Source organism: Microbulbifer mixtoriginis (SeqCode) (genome assembly GCF_052467945.1).
In genome coordinates this window covers 2547428-2573091 of the sequence record NZ_CP174328.1, presented here as the reverse complement: position 1 = coordinate 2573091, position 25664 = coordinate 2547428, and the positions used below count along the sequence as shown (strand labels likewise).

Sequence of the window (25664 nt, the reverse complement as noted above, 5' to 3'; positions counted from 1 at the left end):
TAGGCGCGGATTCTACCAGACCAGAATGAAGCGGGTAACAGGGGGCTAAAGAAGGAGAAATCATATCCGTTTGATTAAGCGCAAAGATGCCGGGTTGAAGGGGCAGTCAAGATCGATGACTGTATGGCCCAGTATATTTCCGTAGGGGTCGCTGTCCTAAAAAAAAATAATTCGTGTGAGGATTTAGCTATTACAGCGCTGTTCTGTGCAAAATATGCAAACTTTATCTGCCGAAGCTAGATATAATCTTACCCCTAAATAAAAACAGATAAGGGCTGTGGTTGTTCCCCAGCTGTAGAACCGGCCTTCCGGAGAGGAACAGTTAATGAGTATTTTTTCCCATTCCGCCTACGATAAGCACGAACAAGTGGCGTTTTACCAAGATGCTAAGAGTGGTCTCAAAGCAATTATCGCGGTACACAATACGAATTTAGGTCCCTCCCTGGGTGGTTGCCGCATGTGGCCATACGCCGATGACGGCGAGGCTCTGAATGATGTTCTGCGTCTTTCACGAGGCATGACCTACAAGTCTGCTATGGCTGGCTTGAAGCTGGGTGGCGGCAAATCCGTCATTATTGGCGATCCGCGTAAGGAAAAGACTCCCGAGCTGCTGCGCGCCATGGGTGAGTTCATCAATACCCTGGGCGGCCGCTATATTACCGCAGAGGATTCCGGCACCAGTGTTGCCGACATGAGCGTAATTGGCGAGACCACCGAGTATGTGTCCGGTCTGTTCGCGGGTTCTGAATTCGGCGGTGACCCCTCTCCCTCCACTGCATATGGGGTGTTTGTCGGCCTTAAGGCTGCTGTCGAACACCGCTGGGGCAAAACCGACCTTACGGGTCTGAAGGTCTCTATCCAGGGGGTGGGCAACGTGGGCTTCCGCCTGGGTAAACTACTGAAAGATGCTGGTGCAGAACTGTTTGTGACCGATATCTTCCAGGACAATATCGACCGTGCGGTAACTGAGCTGGGTGCTATTGCCGTGACCGCAGATGAGATCTTTGATCTGGATGTTGATCTGTTTGCTCCCTGCGCTATGGGTGCCATCCTCAATGACGACACCATTTCCCGCCTGAAGGTGGGTGCTGTGGCCGGTGCAGCCAATAACCAGCTGGCCGAGGAGCGCCATGCAGCGGCTCTGCGCGAGAAAGGTATTCTGTATGCGCCAGACTATGTGATCAACGCCGGCGGCATTATTGATGTTTACTATCAGCAAAAAGGTGACTACGACGCCGCAGAGGTGAAGGCCCATATCGAAGAAATCGGTAGCACCATGAAAGAAGTGTTTGTGCGTGCAGACGAGACTGGCGAGACCACAGCGCATGTGGCCGACCGTATTGCTGAAGAACGCTTCGGACACCACTCTGTGACCGGTGATACGGAGAACAAATCCGGCACCGTGGCAGCATAACCTAATTCGGCACGGGAGATGTGCCGATGACCTGATCCCTGGCGATTGGCATCATCGCTTCTCTCTGTGATGTATTTATTTGGGCACTTTAGTGCCCATTTTTTTGTCTCAAGATTGATGTAGTGACCTGGTGCCTCATTCTGGTGCCAGGTTTTTGGTTCGTTACTGCGGAGGGCGAGCCGGTAAATGGATTGGATACTGGCCTAAACTTGCCATCCTGAATCCGCGGTTATTACTAGGGAGTGACAATATGGACTTGCGTCCAGTGTTCTTCAGTGTCGTTATCGCTACTGCCGGTCTTGCCGGCTGTAATCAGTCTACCGATGATACCCCCCACGCTCTTTCCGTGGACAAGGAAGCCGCAGCCAGCAGTAAAGATGCGGCTACGGATCAGAAAGCATTCGTACCGCCTCCTCAACTGGATATTCCCTTTCACAAGGAAGTTTTGCCTAACGGACTGACCGTTATTGTGCACGAGGATCGCAAGGCCCCGGTTGTCTCTACCAACATCTGGTACAAGGTGGGCTCCAAGGATGAGCCGAAGGGTAAAACCGGCTTTGCGCACTTATTTGAACACCTTATGTTCAATGGCAGTGAGAACTTTCCCGGCGAATACTTTGAACCCTTTCAGCGCTCCGGTGCTACCGATATGAACGGCACCACGAGTAACGATCGCACCAATTACTTTGCCACAGTTCCCAAGGGGGCTCTGGATATGGCTCTGTGGATGGAGTCTGACCGGATGGGCCACTTCCAAGGCGCTATTACCCAGGAGGTGCTGGATGAGCAGCGCGGAGTGGTGAAAAACGAGAAGCGCCAGGGAGAGAATGCGCCCTACGGCAAGGCTTTTGACATTATTGCCAAAAGTACCTTCCCTGCGGATCACCCCTATTCATGGACACCTATAGGTTCCATGGAAGACCTGGATAATGCCAGCCTTGAAGATGTAAAGAAGTGGTTTGCAGATCACTATCAACCCGCCAACGCTACCCTGGTTATTGCCGGTGATATCAGTGTTGATGAGGCGATGGCCAAGGCGCGCAAATATTTTGCTGATATTCCCAGTACTAAAGTGCAACCTCGAATCAAAAACTGGGAGTTACCCACCCAGGTGAAAAAGCGCGAAGTTGTTCACGACCAAGTACCGCAAACCCGTATTTACAAGGTTTGGAATGTCCCCGCCATTGGTAGTGAGGAAGAGCATGCCCTGGAGCTGATGACTTCGCTGCTGGCAAATCGTAAAAATTCCTTGTTATATCGCCGATTGGTTCGGGATGAAAAAGTAGCAACCAGTGTGAGTGCTTTTTATTACGGTCGCCAGTTGGCAGGTCAGCTGATTATTGTGGTGGATGTAAAGCCGGGGCAGCCTGTCGATAAAGTGGAAAAGCTTTTAGATAAAGAGTTGCAGCAGTTTGCTAAAAATGGCGTCAGCGCAGAAGAGCTGCGCCGGGTTAAGCAGGGTGAATTCGCCAGCCTGGTAAAAGGATTGGAAAAAACCGGTGGCTTTGGTGGTAAGAGCGATATCCTCGCCCGTTCGGAATTTTACTATGACGATCCCGGCGCACTTCTGAAAGGTGTTGAAGAGTATGCCAAGGTTTCCGCTCGTGAGGTGCAGGATGTTGCAGAGCAGTGGCTGAAAGATGACTCTTACACTTTGATTATCCAGCCTCAGCAGCAGTTCACCGCAGCCACCGAGGGGGCAGACCGCAGTAAGCTGCCGGAGGTGGATAAAAATGTAGAGCTGGAATTACCTAAGCAGCAGAACTTTACCCTGAAAAATGGTCTTCGGGTTGTTTTGGCTGAGCGCCACGATACGCCGGTTGTGTTAATGAATCTGCAATTTCGCAGTGGCGCCTCAGCAGACAAAAGTAAACCCGGGCTCGCTTCAGTCGCGGCACAAATGTTGAATGAGGGCGCCGGCAATCTTGATAGCCTGGAGTTTAGCGCCAGAGCTGAGGAGCTAGGGGTAAGTATTGGTGGTGGCAGTGGTTTGGATTACAACTCCATCAGTATGAGTGCCCTTAAGTCACAGTTGAAACCCTCACTGGAGTTATTTTCCAAGGTAGTAACCGAGCCCCGTTTCCCCGAGTCTGATCTCGAGCGGGTAAAGTCCAATCGCCTGGATGCCATCGCCCAGGAAAAGGCACAACCCCAGGGATTGGCACTGCGTGAGTTGCCGCCACTGCTCTTTGGTAACGAGCATCCCTATGGCGCCCCCTTGACCGGCTCTGGCACACCTGAAGGCATTAAGTCGATCACTCGCGAAGATCTGGTGAACTTCCAGAATACCTGGGTCCGTCCCGATAACGCCACTCTCACCATTGTTGGTGATGTAACAGAAAAAGAGATTGAACCGCTGCTGAATGAAACTCTGGGTGGCTGGAAAGCGCCTAAAGAGGAGTTGCCACAAATTGATGTGGCCAAGGTGGCGCGCCCGGAAAAGGCCAGGGTTTACCTCCTGGATCGTCCAGGCGCCCAGCAAAGTTTCATTATGGCTGGATTGGTGATGCCGCCTTGGCAGCCGCAGGGTGCTGAAGCTTTTGATGCGATGGCCAATACGATCGCTGGTAAGTTTACCTCGCGGGTTAATATGAACCTGCGTGAAGACAAGCATTGGTCCTACGGCGCCCGAGCGGTTTCCATGGATACGGAAGGTCAGCGGCCTTACATTCTGTTTGCCCCAGTGCAGACCGATAAAACAGCCCCGGCCATCAAGGAATTAATCAAAGAGTATCAGGAGTATTTGACTAACCGCCCAATTACCGAGAAGGAGTTGGAGGACTATCGAAACGATGAGGTGCTAAAACAGAGTGCACGCTTCCAAACCAAAGGCCAGTTATTGTCTAGTATCAACTGGCAGGTGGAAAAAGGCTTGCCGGAGGATTACATTGCCGATTATCCCCAAAGGGTGGCCGAGTTGAATAAGGAGCAGGTAGAGTCCTCTGCGCAAGAGTTTCTTGCCCCAGATCAATTTACCTGGGTCATTGTTGGCGATCTGGAAAAAATTAAGGGAGAGGTTGAGGCCCTGGATATTGGTCCTGTAGAGGTACTACCCGCAAAAGATCAATAAAAAAATTGATTTCATACTAAAAGCGCCCCGGTTTCTTATAAACCAGGGCGTTTTTTTATGAGCATTTAGTGGTTTTTTTCAAAACCTGATGACCTCCGCTGGGCAGTCTATTCCGAATAGTGTTTCAGAAATTTACCTTAGGCCTTGAAGCTTGGGCGCTGCTTGAGCTGCTCGCGCCAGCGGATCAGGTGGGGGTGTTTTTCGGCATCCGGGCGCAGATTCTGTACTTTGCCAAAATCGAGACTGCACACCATGCTGATATCGGCTACTGAGAAATAATTTCCAACCAGAAATTCATGATCAGAGAGGTGGTCGTTTAGAGCCCCCATAAATTTTATCGCGCGTTTACCCGAATCCTCGCCGAATTCAGGATAGACATTCATGCGGTCCTTGAAAAAGCCAGAAACGTGTTGGAAGCACATTCCTACTGGAAACATTAAGTTGAGATCAGCACGGCGATTCCACATTTCCACTAGGGCTTTTTCTTTTGCATCGCGGCCAAAGAGTGCCGGCTCCGGGTGTAGTTCTTCGAAGTATCGTTGAATCGCTACGGACTCAGAGATATAAGCGCCATCATCCAGTTCCAATACGGGAACTTTCTTGTTGATATCTTTACTGCGATATTCGGGGCTGAGGTTTTCGCCCTTGGTAATATCTACATGGGTAAATTCAACTTCGATGCCTTTTTCCGCAAGATACATGCGAACTCGACGACAATTGGGGGCGCTTGCAAACTCATAGATCTTCATAGGGCTTCCTCTCGCCTCGGCGATTGCGTTAAATTGAGCAGCTGTCCATAAAAACATTACAAATCTAAAAGAGATTTACTGGTGACGACAATGACCACAAGTTCCAAGAGAGGCTGCTTCTTTCGCCGCACAGTCACGGCGCTGGCTGTTTTTGCCGGTCTGTTTTGCCAGCAGGCTACTGCTGAAGAGCTCGCTATTTATGCGGGGAAACTCTTCAATAGCAGCAATGGAAAACTGCTAGAGAATCGCACCATTCATATTGTGGATGGCCGTATTGAGTCGGTACAAAAAGGGTTTGCCAAGCGGGAGCGGGAAATTCTTGTCGACTTGCGCAATTACACTGTGCTTCCAGGATTGATGGATATGCACAGCCACCTCACTTATGAGTTTGGTCCTCGTGCTTATACGGAATCTTATACCTGGAATCCGGCAGACTTCACTCTGCGCGGTGTCGATGCGGCCAGCCGTACCTTGCAGGCGGGCTTTACCACCATCCGCAATCTGGGTGATCACGATAATGTCACCGTTAGTCTGCGGCGAGCGATTGAAGCAGGCACTATTGAGGGACCGAGGATCTACACTGCGGGAAAATCTATCGCAACCACCGGTGGTCACGCCGACCCCACGAATGGTCGCCGCCATGACTTAGTAGGGAATCCTAGCCCGGCCGATGGTGTTGTGGATGGACCTATTTCCGCGCGCAAGGCGATTCGGCAGCGCTATAAGGATGGTGCCGACCTCATCAAAATCACAGCTACTGGCGGGGTGCTAAGCGTTGCAAAAAGTGGGCAAAATCCACAATTTATGCAGGATGAGTTGGAGGCAATTGTTGCCACTGCCAAAGATTATGGCTTTACCGTGGCGGTACATGCCCATGGTAAGGAAGGCATGATTCGAGCTATTCGCGCCGGTGTAAACTCCATTGAGCACGGCACTTACATGGATGAAGAGGTGATGGATCTCATGCGTAGGAACAATACTTGGTTTGTTCCGACTTTGATGGCCGGAGAGTGGGTAACTGAGAAATCTGCGATCGATGGTTTTTTACCTGAAATTGTTCGTCCCAAGGCCACCACTATGGGGCCTCTAATGCAAGAGACTTTTTCCAAGGCTTATAAACGCGGAGTTAAAATTGCCTTTGGGACCGATACCGGTGTGACCCGGCATGGAGAGAATGCGCGGGAATTTGTCTTGATGGTACAGGGGGGAATGACTCCTGCCGACGCCATCCGCTCTGCAACCTGGAATGCCGCACAATTACTGCAGATTCAAGACGAGCTTGGCAGTATCAGCGAGGGCAAACTCGCGGACATCATTGCGGTTGCAGGAAATCCTCTGGAGGATATCTCCGAATTGCAACGGGTGCAGTTTGTCATGAAGGAAGGGAAGGTTTTCAAATACCCCAGCGAGCCGGCAGTGGAGGTATTTCTGGAGCATGAGGGGGATGGTTGACAGCTGTGAGTAGAATACCGGCACCGCATAGAGTTGCGGGGCCGGTATAGAAGTAATTGATTATTTCAGCTCGAAGACCAGGTCCAAATTGACAGCTACGGTAGTCTCACCGGGGGCAATAGGGGTTGAAGCACTGTCTTTCATTGACTCCATCTGGCCCCTTAACATCATAGGTCGGGGCATACCGCCGCTACCCTGTTCAGAAATACTCACGATTCGACGAACCTTCATACCCAGTGCTTTAGCGTAAATAGTCGCGCGCTCCTGGGCATCCAATAGGGCTTTTTCGCGGGCCTCAGCTTTTACTGGTTCTGGCTCGCCAATCTCAAAGCTGGGACCGTTAATTTGGTTGGCCCCGGCGGCGGTGAGGTCATCCAGTACACCTCCCAGCTCACCCAATTTGCGCACTTTGATGTTGAGGGTATTTCGCGCAGTATAGCCGACGATTTTGGGCTTCTGATCTCTCTGATAATGGTAGCGGGGAGAAAGATTGACGCCGCTGGTTTGAATATCTTTCTTGGCAATACCGGCTTTCTTAATGGCTTTCATTAGAGTAGCCATTTGTTCGGCATTATCTTGCATGGCTTGCTTACTGTCGTCTGCCTCAGTTACCACGCCTACAGACAAATTGGCAACATCGGGAGCCTGACTTGCCTCACCTTGAGCCGCAATAGAGACCAGGGTTCCCCGTTCGGAGGGAGCCTGCCCATTTCCGCAAGCGGCGATAAGCAGAGTAAGCACTGTGATTGTCGAGAATTTTACTAACTTCATGATTTTTCCTTATCAATCGCTATGGATTTGGCATCACTCCGATGCATTAGGCGCCAAATACTATCAGTGCCTTTCTGAACCGCAGCTGAGCAAGAAGGTCAGCATAACGGATCATCGGGGAGCTGTAGACAAGCTGCTTAGTAATATTGGCTTGCCACTTGGTCGGGAAAGTGCTGCCAACTTAATCAGAGCTAAATTTCTTCTGATAAGTTTCATCTTTCTTGGTAGAAAACAAAACTCAGGAGAAGAAGGTAACGACGTCTGTTAGAAACACGTGGCTGCATTCGTTTTTAGGATGCTTAATCGCAGGCTGTATCGGGCTGTCTAAATCCAACCTCCGTAATTCTTTGAGCCAGAGCTATCGGGAGAGTAGAGATTATAAGGAAGGCTTGGAAGAAGCTCAGTCAGTGTGCTCTATTCGCCTGGAGAGGCTATCGGGGAGGCCCAATGTGTCTTTCGCGGGCGGACGGGCGAAACCACCTGCGCGGGCGATACCTGGGTTGAGCCGTACAAGACCCTCTGCCTGCACGACAGCGGCAGGGACTGGATCGACCACAGGAATCGGCAGTCTGCCAGAAATCTTTGTGGCAAGACCGGCGAGCGGTCCTCCAGCGAGGATGGCGACATCTGCCCGGTCAGTATATGCAGCTTCTTCTACGAGCTGAACTAAGCTCTCGCTAAGCTCTTCCTGTACAGTTTCGATTGATTGGAAACGCTCGCTAGGTAGGCGAATGCTGGTGAAGCGATTTTCGAGACCGGCACGCAGCACACCATCACGAAACCAGTCCGCCAAACTATCGCTAAATGTGACTATCGAGAAGCGCTGGCCAAGTGCACAAGCGGTCAGCATTGCCGCCTCGGCAACACCGATCACGGGAATGTCGAATAACTGACGCGCACCAATGAGGCCTGGGTCCCCGAATGCAGAGATGATGACTGCGTCTACCTGTGTGTGGTGTTCAGCAATTGTCTCGAGGATATCACTAGCGATAATTTCGGCCTCGACCCGGCTTGAAATATAAGGAAAGCCGATCTTGGCGGTGGTCGCTACGATTTTGGTGCGCGGAGATGCAACCCTTTGTGCGGCGCCCGCCATTAGTGACGTCATAGATTCTGTGGTATTTGGGTTGAGGAGAAGCAGCTTCATGATTAGGTCCGGACTCTCCCGTTTTTAAGATTACATCGTCCGCAAAAGTATGGATCAAAGTATTGATCAATAGAGACTGCCGGCTGGCTTAGCCTGTTAATCAGCATAACAGCGCCTCCGAATTTATTTGGGGAGAGTCAAAAACCTGCTGATAAGTTTCATTTTCATCATGGTAGATAGCAAAGCCCAGGCGCAGCAGATGTTGGCGCCTGTCGCAAAGGACTGCTCGGGCTTTCAGCTCTTTTTGTAGCTTTTCTGAGTTTTCTGTTGTGCCGCAATCGAACGTGAAAAAGTGGCCATGGCCCTCCTTCAGGTCGTGGTGAATTAGGCGCTCCCGGTTGAGTAGCGGGTGGCTGTTTTTGTTCATTGTGTTCAGGAAGCGGCTTTGGGCATTGAGGACATAGCGGTGGATTTTATCTACGGTAATACCTTCGCGTCGGAATAGATCGAAAATGGCAAGACCCTTGTACAGGCAGGAATAATCCATAGTTGCCCCGGCAAATCTCAGCCAGTTGTCCGCATAGCTGACATGGCCACGGCGATTTTCAGGCTCCGCAATTTCGGCAAACCAGCCGGTATTTAGTGGTCGTAGGGAGCAGTTGCGAGGAATGCTCATAAAACACAGCCCTTCGCCGGCACCCAGGTACTTATACGAGCCGGCAGTAAAAAATGCTTTGTCAGCAATACCGCTCAGGTCGATTGGGCGGGCAAAAAATCCATGATAACCGTCGACTACAAACTGGGTTTGGATTGGCTTCTGCTCGACGATTCGCAATAGGTCGGGGAATAGCACGCCAGAATCGAAAAATACCAGGCTGGCATAAGCCAGTTGGTAGTCTCCCGTATGCAGTTCCTGCTCAAAGCGCTCTGCCAGGGTGGAGAAGGGGTGTTTGGGTATACGGGTTACTTGTATGTTGGGCAATTCTTCCAGCCGCTGCAGCTGGCGGGTGAAGCTGTAAAATTCTCCATCTGTAGTGAGGATATGCAGGGGTTCAGTGATGGGAAAGGCACTAAGTAGCCGGTAGACAAGCTCGTGGGTATTGGGGGCAATAGCTATTTGAGAAGCGTCGGGGAGGTTTAGTGTTCGCGCGACGGCACTTTGCCAGGCGGGTATTTTTTCCTGGAAAATAGGTCCCCACTTGTCATCGGCGAGCAGTGCCGCATCCTGCCAGTATTGTTGGACTGCCTCCAATGTCACATCGGGCCAGTAATGATGGGAGTGACAGGCCATGTGCAGCATGGAGGATGGGCTGCCGCTGGGTGCTTGAGAAAATGCACGATAGAATTTTTTATACATTTGCTTTTCGCCAGGCGAAGCTGAATTATTTATTATTCCGCGATTGTAGATCCTGGCAACAGGAAGGAGTAGAGGGTGAGATACCTGCACACAATGGTCCGCGTGGCCAACCTGGAAGAATCCTTAAAGTTTTACTGTGAGAAGTTGGGCTTGCAATTGGTGCATCGCAAAGATTATGACAAAGGGCGTTTCACCCTGGTATATCTTGCGGCCCCTGAGGATGTCGATAGTGCTCGCCAGCATAAAGCGCCCACGCTGGAACTCACTTACAACTGGGATTCGGAGTCCTATAGTGGCGGGCGAAACTTCGGCCACCTGGCTTATGGAGTGAATGATATCTACGCCGTCTGCCAGAGAATGATGGATGCGGGGGTTACTATCAATCGCCCCCCTCGCGATGGCCATATGGCCTTTTTCCGTTCGCCGGACGGTATCTCAATTGAACTGTTACAAAATGGCGAGCCCCTGGAACCGAGGGAACCCTGGAAGTCGATGGAGAACAGCGGCGAGTGGTAATTGGCCCTGGCAAGGCTCTCATTTGACTTTGGCTTTTAGGTAAATTGATAAGGAATTTATGTGAAGAACCGCAGTTGCATTTTACTGGCCGGCGCCAAAGCGGCGCGTAGGGTTCGCGAGGAGGGATTACATCAAGGGCAGTTCTCAACCTTGGTGGGAGCTTCTGGGGGCCCCAAGTGGCTGGTTATCAGTCAGCTGGATCGGGTTCTTATGGGGGCTTTTTTCAAAGGTCGTAGTGAGCCTATTGCGACGCTGGGTTCATCAATCGGCAGTTTTCGTAATATGTGCTACGCCATGGAGAATCCTTTGGCGGCGCTGGAACGTCTGGAATATGGATATATTCACCAGAGCTACGGCGATACCAAGCCCACCCCGGCTGAGATTACGGCGACGGGTGGCGCGATTCTACAGGAAGTGTTAAGGGAAAGTGGTGCGCGCGAGGTGGTGGAGAATCCCTTGTGGCAGAGTCACTTCGTGACAGCGCGTGGGCGTGGCCCCTTGGCAAGTGAAAAGCGAGCCATTCTGGCCCCGGCGCTCTTTACGTCTGCGTTGGTCAATGCGGTTTCCAGACATAGCCTTAAAGCCTTCTGGGAGCGCGTAGTGTTCCACTCCCGGGCCCAGGCCACTGTGAAGTTTGGCAATCTGAGTACGGCGAATGCCCCCCTCACTCCGGAGAATGTCCGTGAGGTGGTGCTCGCCAGTGGTTCTATACCACTGGTAATGGCGGGTGTGCGCAACCCCGCTGGCGCACCCTTGGGAAATTATCGCGATGGCGGGATTACAGACTACCACTTTGATTTGCGCTTCAGTCATCCACGTGGATTAGTGCTCTACCCGCATTTCTTCCCGTTTATGGTGCCCGGTTGGTTCGACAAGGGGTTGTCCTGGCGACGTGTGCGTGGCGATGCCATGATGTCGACACTACTGATCGCACCGTCGCCGGGATTTGTTGAGCAGTTACCATTTGGCAAAATCCCGGATCGTAACGACTTTTATAAGATGCCCTCGGATGAGCGTGTGCGCTATTGGAAAAAAGTGGTGGAAATGAGCCGGCAGGTGGCAGACGACTTTTATGAAATCTGGCAGACCGGCCGGGTAGCAGATCATCTTATCGAAGTGGGTTCCGATGATTTGCCCCACAAGTTGCAACAGGTTGGGGCCGCATGAAGATGGCACCGGAATTTAGCCCTCCGCAGGAGGAATTTCGCACTACCCAGGAGCGTGTGTATTTTCAGGTGCGAGATGCCATTTTGCGCGGCAAGTTTTTGCCGGGGCACCCGGTCACTATCCGGGGTTTGGCGGCGGACTTGAATTGCAGCCCGATGCCTGTTCGTGAGGCCTTGCGGCGCCTGACCTCGGAGCGAGCGCTAGAGCTGTCTGATACCCGCCGTGTCACTGTGCCCACCATGACGCCAGAAAAGCTCGCAGAGATTTGTGCGGCACGGGTTGCGCTGGAGTGTCAGGCCGCAGAGCAGGCGCTGCCCTTTGTAGGACGGGGGGCCCTCGAGCGGTTACGACAGCTAGATGCTCGAGTCACTAAAGCGCTCAGAGAGAAGGATATCGAGGAGTATGTAACGGCCAATCTCGATTTCCACTTTACCCTCTATCGCCTGGGGCATCCCCATATCATCCTCTCGCTGATAGAGAGCCTATGGCTGCAAACAGCTCCCCTGCAGCACCTGGTGTTCCAGCGCTTCGGTGTACAAGAGTTGCCGGACCGCCACGAGGACCTGCTTGGTGCGATTGCCGATGGCGATGTGGCGCGAGTGCGCCTTGCTATTCGTCAGGATATTGAGGAGGGGCTCGGCTCAATTCCCGCCGAAGAATTACTCTAGGGCTTGGGCCAGCGCTTTTACAGTCATATTTATAGAAGCCCAGGCCAACAAGCCTGACCTCTTTACTCCTCCTGATAGGTCACTGTGAGAGTCTTCACGTATCCCTGTTGTAAAGGTTCTTGTTGCCGCAATTTCAGTTCAGGATTTTCTCCTAACTAAGGGTAACTGCGGTTCTGGACCCTATTGTTACCCTGAGGCATAGATAGATCTTGCGCTTCCGTCAGTCTCGCCACTAGAATGTGATCACAAATTTTGGAAGCAATACCCTGTCCGGCAAGACACGTTAATGGGCTCCGGAGGGTAGGTGATCAATTGCGGGATGACTCATTCGATGCATGCGGGCTCTCGTCCGGTGCTGTGGAGAGCCCCCAGAGCAAAGCCAGGAGCGAAATATGAACAAAAGTGAGCTGCAACAACACGACCGCGAGCACCTGCTGCACCCCTTTACCGACTTCAATGACTTGGGGCAACAGGGCACCCGGGTGATCACCAGTGCTGAAGGCGCTTATATCACCGATATCGATGGTAATCGTCTACTGGATGGTATGTCTGGTTTGTGGTGCTGCAACCTGGGTTATAGCCGTAAGGAAATTAGCGATGCAATCTATGAGCAGCTGAATACCCTGCCGTTCTATAACAGTTTCTTCCAGTGCACTACCGTGCCATCTATCGAGCTGGCAGATGCACTGGCAGAAGTAACTCCCGCCAGTATGAGCAATGTGTTCTTCACCGGCTCCGGTTCTGAGGCGAATGACACTAATTTGCGCCTGATTCGCCGTTTCTGGGATCTGCAGGACAAGCCCGAGAAGCGCATTGTGATTTCCCGCAAAAATGGTTATCACGGTTCCACCATCGCCGGTGCCAGCCTGGGTGGCATGAGCGGTATGCACAAACAGTTCCAGCCGCTGGATTACATTGAACACGTACAGCAGCCTTACTGGTTTGCCGAGGGCGGGGAAATGTCCCCAGAGGAGTTCGGTATTCAAGCCGCGCGCAGCCTCGACGAAAAAATCCAGGAGCTGGGCCCTGAGAAAGTGGCCGCCTTTATTGCCGAACCTATCCAGGGTGCAGGTGGTGTGGTCATTCCGCCGGAAACCTACTGGCCAGAAGTGAAGAAAGTATTGGATCAATACGACATTCTGTTGGTGATGGATGAGGTGATATTCGGCTTCGGGCGTACTGGTGAATGGTTTGGTGCAGATTATTACGGCCTCAAGCCGGACCTGATGACTTTCGCCAAAGCGGTGACCAATGGTTATTTCCCTCTCGGCGGTACCATGGTAGGTGATCGCGTTGCTGATGTGATCAAGAGCAAGGGCGGGGAATTTACTCACGGCTACACCTATTCTGCGCACCCTGCGGCCTGTATGGCAGGCCTGGCCACTATTAATATCCTGCGCAATGAGAAGATTATCGAGAATGTGCGCGATGTGACTGGCCCTTACCTTGCCAAACGTTGGGCAGAGTTGGCAGAGCACCCCATCGTTGGTGAGGCGCGCAGCCTGGGTATGGTCGGCGCTTTGGAGTTGGTCAAAGACAAGGCCAGCCGCGCCCGCTTTGATGATGACTGCACTGCCGGTGGCGTATGTCGTGATCTGAGTATCAAGCACGGTTTGGTCATGCGTGCCGTGGGTGATGCCATGGTGATTGCGCCGCCACTGATTATTACCACTGAGCAGGTGGATGAGCTTGTGGAAAAAGCGCATCGCGCACTTGACGACACCGCTAAAGCTCTAGCGTAAACTCGGGGTCTAGCCCCTTTTTGGAAGCGGCGCAAGGCTGTCACCCACTATCCGTCAACGGAGAATGTAGGTGACTGCTCTGGGCCGCTTCTGCGGTTTGACAGGATTACCTCAGGCAACTTATGTCACAAGAAAAAGAATTTACTGCCCAACCAGAACTGTTGGAGCAGTCGCGCAAATTCCTGGCAGAACACACGGACCTAAAGTGGATTGAAGGCTTTATGTTCGATATCAATGGTGTCCCCCGCGGCAAATGGCTACCAGCAGAAGCGGCGGAGAAGCTGCTGAAGGGAAGCCTGCAAATGCCGCGTAGCGCTGTCAGCCTGGATATCTGGGGGCGGGATATTGAAGATAGCCCTCTGGTATTTGCCAGTGGTGACAGTGATGGCGTTTGTCTGCCGGTATCGCCGATCAGTTTGGCGCCCTGGCACCGGGAGGTAACAGCCCAGCTGCATATGCAGTTGCACGAGGCGGATGGCTCTCCGCTCTATGCCGATCCACGTGCCCAGCTGCAGCGGGTGGTGGATCGCCTGCAGAAGCTCGGTTATACCGCAGTCTGTGCCACCGAATTGGAATTCTATTTGTTGCGCGATGACGTTGATCACTTGGCGCGCCCGCGCCCAGTCAGCGATAACGATGCCGAACTGGTGCCCTCTACCGATGTATACGATTTGTCTGAGCTGAACGCGCAGCGTCACTTTTTTGCTGATGTGCGTGCCGCTTGTGAGGAGCAGGGTATTCCAGCTGATTCAGTGCTCTCAGAGTGCGCGCCCGGTCAGTTTGAAATCAATCTGTTGCACAGTGCCGATCCTGTCAAGGTGGCGGATCAAACTCTGTTATTCAAGCGCTTGCTGAAAGGCGTGGCGCGCAGCCATGGCTTCCGTGTAAGCACTATGGCTAAACCCTTTGGGGATCAGGCTGGCAACGGTATGCACGTGCATATGAGTTTGGTTGATAGCCATGGTAAAAATATTTTTGATGATGGCAGTGAAGAGGGCTCCGAGCTGCTGCGTCAGGCAGCGGCAGGTATGTTGGCAACCGCCAATGATGCGATGGCTTTCTTTGCGCCACACAGCAATTCCTACCGCCGCTTCCAAGAGAGTTCTCACGCGCCGCTGAATCTGTGCTGGGGCTACGACAACCGCACCACCACTTTGCGAGTACCAGCCAGTAATCCCGAGGCTCGTCGTATCGAACACCGCATTGCCGGTGCTGATGTGAATCCCTACTTGGTCTTGGCGGGTATTTTGGCCGGTGTCTGCCACGGAATTGAGAACCAGTTACAGGCTCCCGATCCAGTTGAAGGCGATGCCTATCAGGTGCAAAGCGAGCAACTGATTAATACCTGGAGTGGGGCATTGAAGCGCTTTGATAAGAGTGCGTTGTGGAGAGAATATCTCGATCCTCGGTTTGTCGAACTTTTCCTTATGCTGAAGCGTCAGGAGATGGCGGAGATTGGCGCTCGAGTTACCGATGTGGAATACCAAAGTTATTTGCATCGGGTTTAATCACGGTTTCTTGTGTACCGGCGGCATAAATACTGAACGGCTTTTACGACAGGAATGCAGGCAGGAATACAGGAGAGAACGATACTCTGCTATACCTAAATTTAAGTGCGTAACGTACTTGAAACTCTCCTCCTGAAAGTGTGTTCGAGAAACCTGGCCCGCCTTTTGGCGGGCATTTTTTTTTGCAGGTCAAAAATAAATACATAGGCTATTTTCTCAGCTCTTTTGCTAAAAAACTCTTGTCACACTTTTCTTTCTATTCATCCTGCCTCTGATGACTGGGCTGAGAGTAAACCTGGCGCAGGCAAAAATATTTTTAAATGGGGGATGTGCAGCGCAGAGATCTGGTGTAGTTCATCGGCTGATAATGTATTTGATAGAAGTTCGCTGCGTACTTTATTTGGCTTCAGAAGCCACGCGGAAGGGCAGACTGGCCAAGAGAGTGGATTACTTCTGCCTAGCAGTCATTTCCCCGCCAGTGTATTCTTCCGCTTTATCAGCGTAGGGCCCCGGATTGGTCGATTGCTTTAGCCAGGCTTCACAGCAGGGCGCTGCCTTTTTGATTAATGAGTGTGGGTCTCAGAACAAGCAGATGGGGAATCTATGACCGCCTTGGGAAATTGTGCAGACGGTCCAATGGCTAGCGAGACACGGCCACTAAAAATATGTCTACTGGGATATCGCAGTCATCCGCACAGTGGTGGCCAGGGAATTTATCTCCGTTACTTGAGTAAGGCTCTGGTTGATGCCGGCCATTCGGTCGATGTGATATCCGGCCAGCCCTACCCAGAGCTGGATGAGCGGGTGAACTTGATCAAGATGCCCGGACTCAATCTCTATGAAGTAGAAAAGCCCAGCCGTGCCCTTAGACCAAAACATCTGCTCTCTTGGGCAGACTTCTTTGAATGGCTGAGTAAACTGACCGGCGGTTTTGCCGAGCCATATACTTTTGGTCGTCGCGTGCGTAAATACTTACGTCAGCATGGTCCCCAATACGACATAGTTCACGATAACCAATCGCTTTGCTATGGGCTGTTGGATATCGAGCGCAGCGGCCTCCCAGTTGTTGCCACTATTCACCATCCCATTACCCGCGATCGCCAGCTAGCCCTAGATGCGGCGCCGGACTGGCGCTTTCGTTTGTTGGTGCGACGCTGGCACAACTTCCTGAATATGCAAATCAAGGTTTCGAGGAAGTTGCGCCATATTGTCACGGTATCGCGCCAGTCAGAGCGAGACATCATCGAACAATTCGGGGTGGCGCCGGAGCAAATACACCTGATCTATAACGGTATCGACACAGAGATCTTCAGCCCCGATAACAAGGTGGATCGCCAACCCTTGCGTATTATGACGACCTCTTCGGCGGACCAGCCGCTCAAAGGGCTTGGAGTCTTACTGCAGGCCATGGCCGGATTGCGTGAGCGCTTTCCTGAGCTGGAGCTATTGGTGGTTGGCCGTTTGCGCAAAGGCGGCGCTACCGAAAAGCTGTTGCAGAAGTTGAAACTGCAAGATGCTGTGCAGTTTGTTTCTGGGATTTCCAATGAAGAACTGGTGAACCACTACCGCAGTGCAACAGTAGTGGCCTGCCCATCACTGTATGAAGGGTTTGGCTTGCCTGCGGGTGAGGCGATGGCCTGTGGGGCCCCGGTGGTTTCCAGTGATGGAGGCGCGCTGCCAGAAGTTGTCGGCGACGCCGGCATCGTCGTCCCGGCCGGTGACAGTAATGCGCTGGCGGAGGCCCTTGGTCGTGTTCTGGCGGATAAATCTTTGCAAGCGGATATGGGCGCTCAAGGCAGGGCGCGTATTGAAAACAAGTTCTGTTGGAGTTTGGCGGCATCGAACCTGGTGGCTTACTACCGGGAAATACTTGGCGAGTCTGTCGTGCAACAGCAGAATGAAACGGGCTTAGTCGATACAGATGTTAGTGGTGCGGAGGCTGCTTAATGATTACTGTAGATCCGCAACACCTGAACCTTCGCCCGGGACAAAAAGTTTTGGACCTGGGCTGTGGCGAGGGGCGTCACTCCATTCATTTGATGATCACTGATGAGGTGGATGTATACGGCATTGATCTGTGCCTAGATGATGTGTGTACCGCCTATGAGCGGGCAGAGCCTTTTAATAATTCTAAACACGCCAAAGGGCGCCTGTTACTTGGGGTTGCCAATGGTTTGCAGCTGCCGTTTGCCGACGCCACATTCGATGTAGTGATCTGCTCCGAGGTATTGGAGCACATTCATGAGTACAAAGCGGTTCTCGCAGAAATTGACCGTGTATTGAAGCCCTCAGGTATCTTTGCCGCTACTGTGCCGGCGTATTTTCCCGAGTGGGTCTGCTGGCAGCTTAGCGATGCGTATCATCAGGTGGAGGGGGGGCATATCCGTATTTTCCGTGAGCGGGAGCTCCGTCAGAGTATTGAAGCCCTGGGACATCGCCATTTCGCTCGGCACAAGGCGCACGCACTGCACGCGCCCTATTGGTGGTTGAAGTGTCTGTTTTGGGATAAGCCAGATAACCGCTTGGTGAAAGCTTACCATCGCTTGTTAGTGTGGGACTTGATGAAGCGGCCCGCACTCACACGTGTGGCTGAAAAGCTGTTGAACCCTCTTTTGGGGAAAAGTGTCGCGCTCTATTTTGTGAAAGCGGAGCAGCGGGCGCCTGAGCCCCTGGGTTTGGCTGGGGAGGTGAACCCATGAGTGAAACGGTATTGCCCCCCAAAAAGAGTACAAGCCTTTTCCCCGTAGGTTTTGTGCGTGATAGCGCAGCCTATATCCTTTCCCAGCAATTACCCGATGGCTCAATCCCCTGGTTTAAAGGGCACTATGCCGATCCTTGGGATCATGTTGAGGCGGCCATGGGATTGGCTATCGCCGGAGAATTTGGTGCCGCGGAGAAAGCCTATCGCTGGTTGGCGGATATTCAATTGCCGGATGGCAGCTGGTGGGCGGCTTATAAAGATGGAGCGATCGATAACGGTGAGCGCCGGGAGACTAATTTTGTCGCCTACGTAGCCACTGGGGTCTGGCACTATTTCCTGATCAGTGGCGACAAAGGATTTCTACAGCAGTACTGGTCGATGGTTGAGCGCGCTATCGATTTTGTCCTGGGTCTTCAGACTGAATACGGTGAAATTCACTGGGCCGTGGATGCCGGGGGACAGCCCAAAGAGGACGCCCTGATTACCGGCTGTGCTTCAGTTTTTAAAAGCCTTGAGTGCGCGATCAATATTGCCAGTGTGTTGGGGGTGGCTCGACCGGAATGGGTGCGGGGGCGCACGGCATTAGGTGTGGCTCTACAAAGTAAACCCGAGCGTTTTGATCGTACCTGGGAGAGCAAGGCGCGTTTTTCCATGGATTGGTTTTACCCTGTGCTCACTGGTGCATTTACAGGCGAAGCTGCGCGTGCACGACTACAGCAGCGCTGGGATGAGTTTGTGGTGGCCGGTTTGGGTTGCCGTTGTGTCAATGATGAGCCCTGGGTGACCGTGGCGGAATCCTGCGAGTTGACTATGGCCCTATTGGCCTCGGGGCAGCGGGCACGTGCGGAGATCATTTATCGCGGCCTGCACCGCTGGCAGGACAGCGATGGTGGCTACTGGACTGGATATGTCTATCGAGACCAGGCGGTTTGGCCTGAGGAGAAAACCACCTGGACCGTGGGTGCGATGCTGCTTGCGGCAGATGCACTCGCCGACCTGACGCCGGCGAGCGGTTTGTTTACCTCGGTATGCCTGCCTTCAGATACGGCGAAGGATGCCCAGGGTGTCGACAGTTTCGACCAGCTCGAATTGAGCGGAAGCTAGAGCGAGCTTGTAAATGTCATAGGGGGCTTGGCCGCCATCGACGGGGTCGGGGAATATATCGTGAATGGCCAAGTAGCCGCCTGGCACGATATGCCTGGACCAGCTGCGATAGTCGGTCAGTGCCGCTTCAAGGGAGTGGCCTCCGTCGATAAATACCAGACCCAGTGGGGTATTCCAGTGGCGCGCGGCCACCGAGGAGGGAGCTACCACGGGAACAACCCAGTCTTCCAGTTCGGCCGCTCTCATATTGGCTCGAAAGGTTCGGAAGCTGTCCATTAGGTTGGCTTTTTGGTCAAACAAATCGGGATCGTGGTATTCCTCACCCGGTTGATGCTCCTCGGAGCCGCGGTGGTGGTCCACGGCAAACACGACACTGTCGGTCAGTTTGCAGGCTGAAGCTAAGTAGATTGTGGACTTACCGCAGTAGCTGCCTACTTCGAGACAGGGGCCGAGGCTGCTGGTCTCAGCGGCAAGATGATAGAGCGCTTCGCCCTCGTGGGCAGCGAGGAATCCCTTGATGGCTCGGATATCGATGGGCAAATGGATGGACATATTTTACTGCTTGCTATTTTACTTGGCTCAAACACTAAACCGGCGCTTGCACAAAAGCAATTGCGATTTTTTGTGGGCAGTTCGCCCCATCAAGTAGATATTTAATTATGCGCAAGGATCATAGGCCTTACTGGTTAAAGCGCCTGCAGTTGCATTGGCGCAATTGGCGCACGCACTATTTTTTACTTCCTCAATTTGATGCGGTAGGTGTTGATCCCGAGGTGATGGACCCTTCTTCAGTACATGTTTTTGGAGGGAATGTTCGCCTGGGTAATTATCCCCATTTAATTTCTAATGCGGAAAAGTGCATTCGCTTTACTACCTTTGGGCACAAGGGGCGCGAGGCTTTTATTACCATTGGGGACTATGTGCTGATCTCTCCCGGAGTGCGGATATCGGCTGCGCAGTCCATAGAAATTGGCGATGCCTGTATGATCGCCGCTAATGTTTATATTTCTGATTCCGATTGGCATGGCCTCTATAATCGTACCAGGCCTTTTCGTTGCACTGCGCCGGTGCGTCTTGGGAATAATGTTTGGATTGGCGATAGTGCGACTATTTGTAAAGGCGTAAGCATTGGTGATAATTCCGTTGTCGGCGCGGGTAGTGTGGTCACCAAGGATGTGCCAGCCAATACAGTGGTAGCAGGGAATCCAGCCAAGCCGATAAAAACCATTAACCCCAAACGAAGAATGATTACCCGCGAGGCGCTTTTTGCCGATGCTTTCCGCCAGGCTCACAATATGGATGAGCTGGATAAATTTATGCTGCAAGGTAATAGCCTATTTGGCTGGCTGCGCGCTGTATTTTTCCCTCGCCGCGGCGATTAACGTTGATTACTGCTTCGCTTTGATTTTTGCGAACAGGTAAAAAGATGAAAAAAAGAAAAAGTATTGTTCTGATTGGCATGCCCGGTGCAGGTAAAAGTACTTTGGGTGTGTTGCTGGCCAAAGAGCTGGCCCTGGATTTTGTTGATACAGATGTTTTGATTCAGGCGCGGGAGGGGAAAACACTACAGGAAATTATGGCGGAGAGTGACTACCTCAATTTACGGGCTATAGAGGGGGAGGTCATAGCCGCAGCGCAGCTGCCCAAGCATGTGGTTTCCACTGGGGGGAGCGCGGTCTACAGTGCTGAGGGAATGGCTAATCTGCGTGCGCAGGGCACAGTCGTGTTTTTGGAATGTTCCGCAGATGAACTTCGCCGGAGAATCCACAATTATGAAAGTCGTGGGATAGCCAAAGCACCGGAGCAAAGTTTTGAAAGTTTATTTGAGGAGCGCCAGATCCTCTACCGCAAATATGCGGATATTACTTTGCGCTGTGATGGTTTGAATCTGCAACAGGCATTGGATCAATTAATGCAAAAGCTGCGGGCGTTGGCTTGATAGGTTTTTTGAGCCCCACAAACTATGGGGCTCATTCATGAGGCTCTGGTATTGCCTCAGCCTCTTATTCTGCTAGAGCGGCAACTGAGTGGTATATTTCACTTGTTTAAGGGCGAAGGTGGAATTCACTGAGGCTACATTGGGCAGGTGCACCAGTGAGCGTTTTAACAGTTGCTCGTAATGTTCAACACTGTCCACTACTACACGCAGAACATAGTCCTTGTCGCCACTGGTTGAATAGCATTCGACCACTTCCTGAACATCCTGTACCGCAGTCTCGAAATTATTCAGGGACTCTTCATCGTGGTTGTGGATGGTCACGTAACAATATACTGTGACTCCCAGGTCCAATTTACGCGGGTCCAGCAGGGTGACTCGGCCGCGAATAATACCCTCCGCCTCCAGCCTTTTGATACGGCGCCAGCAGGGGGTGTGGGAAAGACCGACTTTGTCTCCGAGCTCCGCCATGGAATAATCGGCGTTCTCCTGCAGCGCTCGCAGAATCTTGCGGTCGAAATCATCCAGGTCTGTCGAACGCTTCATAAAGACTCCTATCCTATAAAAAATTGCTCGATCGAGATTTTCATCACAAATTTACGCACATTTACGTAAATAAAGCAATGCTCTGTTGCGCTTAACGCACTAGTATGACCTGACCAATCCGTTTCAGCCTGAGCGCTTTTTGTGATTACCCGCCAGAGAGTTTTGCAGGGTGCCGAAAAATTGATCAGCTAACTACCGAGACGGAGCAATTCGGAAGAATAATGACTTATAGCTCGAACTGGGTTTCGAGAAGAATAAATGACCGGAAACTAGGTGTATGACTGAAAAAGTAGCCAGTCCCCAGCGCGCGGTGGACTCCCAGGGGAAAAAACAAATCTCACTGGATGATCGCTTTACCACCCTCAAAGGCCGTGTGCTTCTTTCGGGGATCCAGGCGCTGGTGCGTCTGCCCATTGACCAGATGCGGATGGACCAAGCTCGCGGTTTAAATACCGCAACTTTTATCTCCGGTTACCGCGGCTCTCCCCTCGGTGGTTATGACTTGCAGCTCTCAAGGGCCAAAAAGTTACTGGATCAGCACAATATTCGATTCCAGCCGGGCGTGAATGAGGAGCTGGCCGCGACGGCCGTGTGGGGCTCCCAGCAGGTTGGCCTATTCGATGGCGCTCAAGTCGATGGCGTTTGTGGTATCTGGTATGGCAAGACTCCGGGCGTGGATCGCTCATGTGATGCCTTCCGTCACGCCAATGCTGCGGGTTCCTCGCCAAAGGGTGGTGCTCTTATTGTCGCTGGGGATGATCACGGCTGTAAGTCCTCTTCCTACCCGGGGCAGTCGGAATTTGCTTTCGTGGATATGCATCTTCCAGTCTTGAATCCTGCAACTGTGCAGGAGGTCTTGGATTACGGCCACTATGGCCTGGAGTTGTCCCGTTTCAGTGGCTGCTGGGTGGCAATGATCACTCTGGCAGAGAATATGGATAGTTCTGCTACCGTGGAAGTCGATCCCCAGCGGGTGCAGTTCAATTATCCTGAGATCGAGCGCCCCGCAGGTGGCCTGAATATCCGCAAGCAGGATAACCCCCTCGAACAGGAAGAGCGCCTGTGGCGCTATAAGCGCCCGGCGGCTCTAGCCTTTGCTCGGGCGAATAAGTTGAACAAGGTAGTGCTGGAAAACTCTAATGCCACTCTTGGTATCGTCACTACCGGTAAGGCTCACCTGGACTTGATGCAGGCCTTCGAGGACATGGGGATTAATGAGGAAAAAGCCCGGCACTTGGGCATTCGTATCCTCAAAGTGGGGATGACCTATCCCCTCGATGTACCTGGAATTCAGGAGTTTGCCCGTGGCTTAGATACTCTACTGGTGCTGGAGGAGAAGCGTAGTCTGATGGAGGTGCAGCTGAAAGAGGAGCTGTACAACGTCCACCTCAAAGACCCCAATTTCCCGCGTATTCTCGGGAAAGTAGATGAACACGATCAACCGCTGATGCCCGCCTATGGTGAGCTATCCCCGGCCATTATTTCCCAGGTGCTTGGTCTGATTTTGGATCAGGATAAGCTGGGTGAACGCGGGCGACATCGCTTGATGCGCCTTAATGCCCTGGCCCAGCGCATCGCGCAACAGGCGGGTTCCAATGTTTCTCGCCTACCCATGTTTTGTGCCGGCTGCCCGCATAACCGTTCCACCAAAGTGCCTGAGGGCAGCCGCGCCCTTGCCGGAATCGGCTGCCACTATATGGCCCAGTGGCTGGACCGCGAGACGTTCACCTTTACCCAGATGGGCGCCGAAGGAGTCAACTGGGTGGGGCAGGCGCCTTTCACCGATGAAAAGCATGTATTTGTGAACCTGGGGGATGGCACCTATTTCCACTCGGGTGTCCTCGCAATTCGCGCTTCTGTTGCCGCTAAGGTAAATATTACCTACAAAATTCTGTTCAACGATGCCGTCGCCATGACAGGTGGCCAGCCCCATGATGGAGAGCTGGCACCGGATATGATTTGCCGCCAAGTGTTGGCCGAGGGTGTGCAGAAGGTTGTTCTGGTGATGGACAACCCAGACAAATATCAGGGGGCCCTGAGCTTCCCTTCCGAGGTAGAGATTCGCCATCGGGATTATATGCCGGCGGTCATGGAGGAGTTGCGTGAGGTGGAAGGGTGTACGGTCATTATTTATGACCAGACCTGTGCCACTGAATTGCGCCGTAAGCGCAAGCGCGGCTTACTACCTCAGGCTGAGGGGCGTCCCTTTATTAATGAGTTGGTGTGTGAAGGCTGTGGCGACTGTGTGCAGCAATCCAGCTGTATTGCCGTGGAAAAGGTTTCTACCGCTTTGGGGGACAAGCGCCGTGTTAACCAGACCGGTTGTAATCAGGATCTCTCCTGTATCAATGGCTTCTGTCCCTCGTTTGTGACGGTAAAAGGTGGGCGCTTGGCTAAAGGTGCGGGCGTTGGCGATGTCTTGCGCACAGAGGCAGAAAAGCTGCCTGCACCAAAGCTGCCGGGTCTGGATGAGCCCTTTAATTTCCTGGTGACAGGAGTGGGTGGTACCGGGGTGGTGACTATTGGTGCTCTGTTGGCGATGGCGGCCCATATAGAAGGCAAAGCCTGCAGTACCCTGGATCAGACCGGCCTCGCGCAAAAAGGCGGCGCGGTGTATTCCCATATTCGTTTTGCAGCCCACCCAGAAGCATTGCAAGCCGTGCGAATCTCCGATGGTCGCGCCGATGCACTGATGGCTTGTGATTTGATCGCTGCGGGAAATCTCGCCGCCTGTTTGGCCAAGCTGGATGAAACCCACAGTCGTGCGGTGGTGAATACCCACCTGAGCCCCACCGCTGCCACCGTTTTGGGGCGTGAGGATGCTCACTCTCCACAAGCGGTTCTCGATACCCTAAGTAACGCGGTTAACGCGCTGGATTCTGTTGAGGCTCACCGTCTGACCAAATCTGCACTTGGAGATACTCTGGCGGCCAATATATTTATGTTGGGCTTTGCTTGGCAAAAAGGCCTATTGCCACTTTCCCAAGCGTCGCTGTTACAGGCAATTGAGCTGAATGGTGTGGCAGTGGAGGGCAATCTGCAGGGTTTTGCTGCCGGGCGCCTTGCTGCCGCAGACCGCAAAGCTCTAAACCGGTTGCTTGCTCACGATCGAGCGCCTGTACAGCTACCCAAAGGTCTGGATGAAATTGTTGCTCACCGGGTTGAGCATCTGACTGGCTATCAAAATGTAGAGTTGGCTAAGCGCTACCAAGTTTTGGTGGATAAAGTTAAAGCGGCGGAAACCCTTAAGGTACCCGGGCGCCAAATGGTCGCCGAAGTGGTTGCGCAAAATTATGCCAAGTTGCTCGCTTACAAGGATGAGTATGAGGTTGCGCGCCTCTACACTGACGGGCGCTTTACTCAATCTTTGCGGGAGAATTTTAGCGGAGACTTTGACCTCGAATTCAACTTGGCACCGCCATTACTGGCCCGTTTCGACAAAGTGTTGGGGCGTCCTCGCAAAATGAAGTTTGGTGGTTGGATGCACAAAGCATTCGGAGCCTTGGCCAAATTAAAGTTCCTGCGCGGTACTGCTCTGGATATTTTCGGCTATACCGCTGAGCGACGTATGGAGCGGTCTTTAATCGCTGAGTATGAGCAACTGGTTGAGAAAGTGGTGGGGCAGTTGAACGAACAAAACCACCAGGCGGCTATTGAATTGCTCAGTTATCCTGAGGTTATTAAAGGTTACGGGCACATCAAAGAGGCTAATGTATTGGAGGCGCAACGCCAAAGAGAGCAGGCGCTAGGTCGTTTTGAAAATCCTGTTGGTAAAACCGGCCAAGCTAGAGAGGTTGAAATTTTCGACCCCACTAAGGCTCAGCAAGTGGGCTAACGTTCCGCTCCTACTAAAGCCCCGGTGGGTTTTCGCCGGGG

20 protein-coding genes are annotated in these 25664 nt (G+C 52.5%); 14 read left to right on the top strand and 6 right to left on the bottom strand.

Going from position 1 to position 25664, the window contains the following annotated elements; translation table 11 throughout:
* Positions 1-325 precede the first annotated feature (325 nt).
* Both ACJJIJ_RS11305 and ACJJIJ_RS11300 read left to right on the top strand, forming a co-directional pair.
* The gene (locus ACJJIJ_RS11305) at positions 326-1414 is read left to right on the top strand and encodes a Glu/Leu/Phe/Val dehydrogenase dimerization domain-containing protein (RefSeq protein WP_252082454.1); all 1089 of its coding nucleotides are present in this window, start codon (positions 326-328) and stop codon (positions 1412-1414) included.
* A 250-nt stretch (positions 1415-1664) separates the two neighbouring features.
* Positions 1665-4484, top strand: coding sequence for a M16 family metallopeptidase (locus ACJJIJ_RS11300; RefSeq protein WP_444937434.1), 2820 nt, complete (start codon positions 1665-1667; stop codon positions 4482-4484).
* A 137-nt stretch (positions 4485-4621) separates the two neighbouring features.
* Here the strand turns inward: ACJJIJ_RS11300 and ACJJIJ_RS11295 are convergent, their stop codons facing one another.
* A complete protein-coding gene (locus ACJJIJ_RS11295) occupies positions 4622-5233 on the bottom strand; it encodes a glutathione S-transferase family protein (RefSeq protein ID WP_444937433.1) in 612 nt (203 codons plus the stop codon).
* Between the two features lie 90 nt (positions 5234-5323).
* On the opposite strand from ACJJIJ_RS11295, the gene ACJJIJ_RS11290 reads away from it, so the two are divergent.
* Entirely contained in the window at positions 5324-6685 is a 1362-nt protein-coding gene (locus ACJJIJ_RS11290) for a metal-dependent hydrolase family protein (protein ID WP_252082431.1), read from the top strand.
* Positions 6686-6745: 60 nt separating this feature from the next.
* Here ACJJIJ_RS11290 and ACJJIJ_RS11285 read toward each other — a convergent pair whose 3' ends face one another.
* The 3 genes from ACJJIJ_RS11285 to ACJJIJ_RS11275 all read right to left on the bottom strand — a co-directional run bounded on the left by ACJJIJ_RS11285 (position 6746) and on the right by ACJJIJ_RS11275 (position 9900).
* Complete coding sequence (locus tag ACJJIJ_RS11285; RefSeq protein WP_252082428.1) at positions 6746-7456, bottom strand: SIMPL domain-containing protein; 711 nt, start codon at positions 7454-7456, stop codon at positions 6746-6748.
* Between the two features lie 400 nt (positions 7457-7856).
* A complete protein-coding gene (locus ACJJIJ_RS11280; protein ID WP_252082427.1) occupies positions 7857-8603 on the bottom strand; it encodes an aspartate/glutamate racemase family protein in 747 nt (248 codons plus the stop codon).
* Positions 8604-8703: 100 nt separating this feature from the next.
* Positions 8704-9900: a hypothetical protein gene (locus ACJJIJ_RS11275; RefSeq protein WP_444937432.1), complete on the bottom strand. Its 1197-nt coding sequence runs from the start codon at positions 9898-9900 to the stop codon at positions 8704-8706.
* A 75-nt stretch (positions 9901-9975) separates the two neighbouring features.
* On the opposite strand from ACJJIJ_RS11275, the gene gloA reads away from it, so the two are divergent.
* The 8 genes from gloA to ACJJIJ_RS11235 all read left to right on the top strand — a co-directional run bounded on the left by gloA (position 9976) and on the right by ACJJIJ_RS11235 (position 19306).
* Complete coding sequence (gloA, locus tag ACJJIJ_RS11270; protein ID WP_252082423.1) at positions 9976-10416, top strand: lactoylglutathione lyase; 441 nt, start codon at positions 9976-9978, stop codon at positions 10414-10416.
* A gap of 60 nt (positions 10417-10476) precedes the next feature.
* Positions 10477-11583 carry a hypothetical protein gene (locus ACJJIJ_RS11265; RefSeq protein ID WP_444937431.1) on the top strand — a complete coding sequence of 369 codons (1107 nt, stop codon included), beginning with the start codon at positions 10477-10479 and terminating at the stop codon, positions 11581-11583.
* Positions 11580-12251 (top strand): GntR family transcriptional regulator, encoded by a 672-nt coding sequence (locus ACJJIJ_RS11260; protein WP_252082419.1) that lies wholly within the window; start codon positions 11580-11582, stop codon positions 12249-12251. Before ACJJIJ_RS11265 ends, ACJJIJ_RS11260 begins: the two co-directional genes overlap by 4 nt.
* A 335-nt stretch (positions 12252-12586) precedes the next feature.
* Positions 12587-13993: an aspartate aminotransferase family protein gene (locus tag ACJJIJ_RS11255; RefSeq protein WP_286036970.1), complete on the top strand. Its 1407-nt coding sequence runs from the start codon at positions 12587-12589 to the stop codon at positions 13991-13993.
* Positions 13994-14115: 122 nt separating this feature from the next.
* Positions 14116-15501 carry a glutamine synthetase family protein gene (locus ACJJIJ_RS11250; protein WP_444937430.1) on the top strand — a complete coding sequence of 462 codons (1386 nt, stop codon included), beginning with the start codon at positions 14116-14118 and terminating at the stop codon, positions 15499-15501.
* Positions 15502-16104: 603 nt separating this feature from the next.
* A complete protein-coding gene (locus ACJJIJ_RS11245; protein WP_444889824.1) occupies positions 16105-17448 on the top strand; it encodes a glycosyltransferase family 4 protein in 1344 nt (447 codons plus the stop codon).
* Complete coding sequence (locus ACJJIJ_RS11240; protein WP_444937429.1) at positions 17448-18200, top strand: class I SAM-dependent methyltransferase; 753 nt, start codon at positions 17448-17450, stop codon at positions 18198-18200. The genes ACJJIJ_RS11245 and ACJJIJ_RS11240 overlap by 1 nt, the downstream gene beginning before the upstream one ends.
* Positions 18197-19306, top strand: a complete 1110-nt coding sequence (locus ACJJIJ_RS11235) for a prenyltransferase/squalene oxidase repeat-containing protein (RefSeq protein ID WP_252082410.1) — start codon at positions 18197-18199, stop codon at positions 19304-19306. Before ACJJIJ_RS11240 ends, ACJJIJ_RS11235 begins: the two co-directional genes overlap by 4 nt.
* On the opposite strand, the gene ACJJIJ_RS11230 is transcribed toward ACJJIJ_RS11235, so the two are convergent.
* A complete protein-coding gene (locus ACJJIJ_RS11230) occupies positions 19241-19858 on the bottom strand; it encodes a class I SAM-dependent methyltransferase (protein ID WP_444937428.1) in 618 nt (205 codons plus the stop codon). The two genes, ACJJIJ_RS11235 and ACJJIJ_RS11230, sit on opposite strands and share 66 nt — an antisense overlap.
* A 107-nt stretch (positions 19859-19965) precedes the next feature.
* Between ACJJIJ_RS11230 and ACJJIJ_RS11225 the strand changes: the two genes are divergently transcribed.
* Both ACJJIJ_RS11225 and ACJJIJ_RS11220 read left to right on the top strand, forming a co-directional pair.
* Positions 19966-20688, top strand: coding sequence for an acyltransferase (locus ACJJIJ_RS11225; protein ID WP_444937427.1), 723 nt, complete (start codon positions 19966-19968; stop codon positions 20686-20688).
* Positions 20689-20732: 44 nt separating this feature from the next.
* Positions 20733-21245 (top strand): shikimate kinase, encoded by a 513-nt coding sequence (locus tag ACJJIJ_RS11220; protein ID WP_444884282.1) that lies wholly within the window; start codon positions 20733-20735, stop codon positions 21243-21245.
* Positions 21246-21317: 72 nt separating this feature from the next.
* On the opposite strand, the gene ACJJIJ_RS11215 is transcribed toward ACJJIJ_RS11220, so the two are convergent.
* A complete protein-coding gene (locus ACJJIJ_RS11215; RefSeq protein WP_152452743.1) occupies positions 21318-21788 on the bottom strand; it encodes an Lrp/AsnC family transcriptional regulator in 471 nt (156 codons plus the stop codon).
* Positions 21789-22065: 277 nt separating this feature from the next.
* Here ACJJIJ_RS11215 and ACJJIJ_RS11210 point away from each other — a divergent pair, with 277 nt between their 5' ends.
* On the top strand, positions 22066-25623 hold the full coding sequence (locus ACJJIJ_RS11210; RefSeq protein ID WP_444937426.1) for an indolepyruvate ferredoxin oxidoreductase family protein: 3558 nt from the start codon (positions 22066-22068) through the stop codon (positions 25621-25623).
* Positions 25624-25664: the final 41 nt, after the last annotated feature.